We start from the raw sequence: 2,708 nt of genomic DNA, 5'->3' as shown, positions 1-2,708 counted from the left end.
AGCGGGCGGACTCCGAGGTGCTCGCAGCGCTGCGGGCCGCGGAGTCGGACCCGGCCGGCCTCAAGGACGACCAGTACCTCGCCCTGGCCACGGCCACGGGGGACGGGCTGGCCGCCGTGGCCGGACTCGCCGACCGGATCCGCGCGGACGTGGTGGGGGAGACGGTGACCTACGTGGTCAACCGGAACATCAACTTCTCCAACATCTGCTACACGGGGTGCCGGTTCTGCGCCTTCGCCCAGCGCAAGGGGGACGCGGACGCGTTCTCGCTCTCGGCCGCCGAGGTGGCCGACCGCGCGTACGAGGCGTACGTCTCCGGGGCGTCCGAGGTCTGCATGCAGGGCGGGATCGACCCGGACCTGCCGGTCTCCGGTTACGCCGACCTCGTCCGCGCGGTCAAGGAGCGGGTGCCGTCCATGCACGTCCACGCGTTCAGCCCGATGGAGATCTCGAACGGGGCGGCCCGGTCCGGGGTGGGGGTCAGGGAGTGGCTCACCGAGCTGCGGGCGGCCGGTCTGGACACCATCCCCGGTACCGCGGCGGAGATCCTCGACGACGAGGTCCGCTGGGTCCTGACCAAGGGCAAACTCCCGGCCTCCGAGTGGATCGACATCGTCACCACCGCCCACGAGGTGGGCCTGCGCTCGAGCTCCACCATGATGTACGGCCACGTGGACACGCCGAGGCACTGGGTGGCGCACCTGCGCACCCTGCGGGGGATCCAGGACCGGACCGGCGGGTTCACCGAGTTCGTCCCCCTGCCCTTCGTGCACCGCAGTGCCCCGCTGTACCTGGCGGGCGCGTCCCGGCCGGGCCCGACGCGGGAGGAGAACGTCGCCGTCCACGCCCTGGCACGGATCATGCTGCACGGATCGATCCACAACGTGCAGACCAGCTGGGTCAAGCTCGGGGTCGCGGGGACGCGCACCATGCTCCGCGCGGGGGCGAACGACCTGGGCGGCACGCTGATGGAGGAGACGATCTCCCGGATGGCCGGGGCCGAGAACGGGTCCGCCAAGACCCCGGAGGAGATCGCGGAGATCGCCACCGGGATCGGTCGGCCCGCCCGGCGTCGGGACACCGTCTACGGACCGGCCCCCACCCAGATCCCCGTGACCGTCGTCACATAGCGCGACCGGCTTCGGGGCGGCGTCGTCGCGGACGCGGGGTGTGACATACGATGCAGGCCATACCGCTACGAGGAAGGTGGCTGACGTGACCTACACGATCGCAGAGCCGTGCGTCGACGTGATGGACAAGTCCTGCGTCGAGGAGTGTCCTGTCGACTGCATCTACGAGGGTGGACGGATGCTGTACATCCACCCCGACGAGTGTGTCGACTGCGGCGCGTGTGAGCCCGTCTGCCCGGTGGAGGCCATCTTCTACGAGGATGACACCCCGGAGGAGTGGTCCGAGTACAACACCGCCAACGTCGACTTCTTCGTCGAGTTGGGATCGCCGGGCGGCGCCGCCAAGGTGGGCAAGGTCGACTACGACCACCCGTTCATCAAGGCGCTGCCCCCCATGAACCAGGAGTGACCCCGGTGGTGTCGCGCCCGGAGCGTCGTCCGCCCGGGCGCGCGCTACCCGTGTTCCCGTGGGACACCCTCGCCGAGGCGAGGTCAGTGGCCACCGCGCATCCCGACGGCCTGGTCGATCTCACCGTGGGCACCCCCGTCGACCCGGTCGCCCCGGTGATCCGTGAGGCACTCGCCGCCGGATCCGCGGAACCGGGTTACCCGACCACCATCGGGACCGCGGAGCTCCGGCTCGCGGCCGCCGACGCTCTCCACCGGCGCTACGGGGTCACCGGCCTGGATCCCGGGGCGATCCTGCCCGCGATCGGTACCAAGGAGTTGATCGCGGGTCTGCCCGCACAGCTCGGACTCGGCCCGGGCCACACGGTCGTCGTGCCGGAGGTGGCCTACCCGACCTATGAGGTGGGGGCCCTGCTCGCGGGTGCGACGGTCGTGCGCGCCGACTCCCTGACGCAACTCGGCCCGTCGTCGCCCACCCTGCTCTACCTCAACTCGCCGTCGAACCCCAGCGGCCGGGTGCTCGGCGTGGACCACCTGCGCAAGGTCGTCGGTTGGGCCCGCGACCGCGGGGTGATCGTGGCCTCGGACGAGTGCTACCTCGGGCTGGTCTGGGAGGGTGAGGCGCCCTCGGTCCTCGACCCGCGTGTCTGCGACGGCGACCACACCGGGCTCCTGGCCCTGCACTCGCTGTCCAAGACGTCGAACCTGGCCTCGTATCGTGCGGGGTTCGTGGCGGGCGCCCCGTCCCTCGTGGCGGAGCTGCTGGCGGTGCGCAAGCACGCGGGTCTGATGATGCCCCTGCCCGTCCAGAACGCCATGACCGCGGCGCTCCGGGATGACGCCCACGAGGCCGAGCAACGCGAGCGGTACCGGGCCCGACGTGAGCTCCTGCTCCCGGCCGTGCAGGACGCCGGATTCCGGGTCGACGACTCGCAGGCCGGGCTCTACCTCTGGGCGACCCGCGACGAGCCCTGCCGGGAGACGGTGGACTGGTTCGCCGCCCGCGGTGTCCTGGTGGCCCCCGGTGAGTTCTACGGTTCCGCCGGGGCCCGGCACGTCCGCATCGCCCTCACCGCGACCGACGCCACCGTGGCCGAGGCGGTCCGTCGGCTGGCCTGAGCGGGTCGCACCCTACGTCCGCCCGGCCTCCCGCGTCGCCCAGCCTCCCGC

3 protein-coding genes are annotated in these 2,708 nt (G+C 71.8%); all 3 read left to right on the top strand.

Translation table 11 applies throughout. The features are described 5' to 3' along the window. The coding region (gene cofH / locus G6020_RS08870) for a 5-amino-6-(D-ribitylamino)uracil--L-tyrosine 4-hydroxyphenyl transferase CofH (protein ID WP_182610368.1) at positions 1-1,130 on the top strand (1,130 nt) is incomplete at its 5' end. A gap of 85 nt (positions 1,131-1,215) precedes the next feature. Then, complete coding sequence (gene fdxA / locus G6020_RS08865) at positions 1,216-1,539, top strand: ferredoxin (protein ID WP_095718370.1); 324 nt, start codon at positions 1,216-1,218, stop codon at positions 1,537-1,539. A gap of 5 nt (positions 1,540-1,544) precedes the next feature. Continuing rightward, the gene (gene dapC, locus G6020_RS08860; RefSeq protein ID WP_182610367.1) at positions 1,545-2,657 is read left to right on the top strand and encodes a succinyldiaminopimelate transaminase; all 1,113 of its coding nucleotides are present in this window, start codon (positions 1,545-1,547) and stop codon (positions 2,655-2,657) included. The last annotated feature ends 51 nt before the right edge of the window (positions 2,658-2,708 follow it).

This window comes from Dietzia sp. B19 (genome assembly GCF_014145155.1).
GTDB lineage: Bacteria > Actinomycetota > Actinomycetes > Mycobacteriales > Mycobacteriaceae > Dietzia > Dietzia natronolimnaea.
Note: the sequence above shows the minus strand (reverse complement) of the source record. Positions and strands in the feature narration are given on the sequence as shown.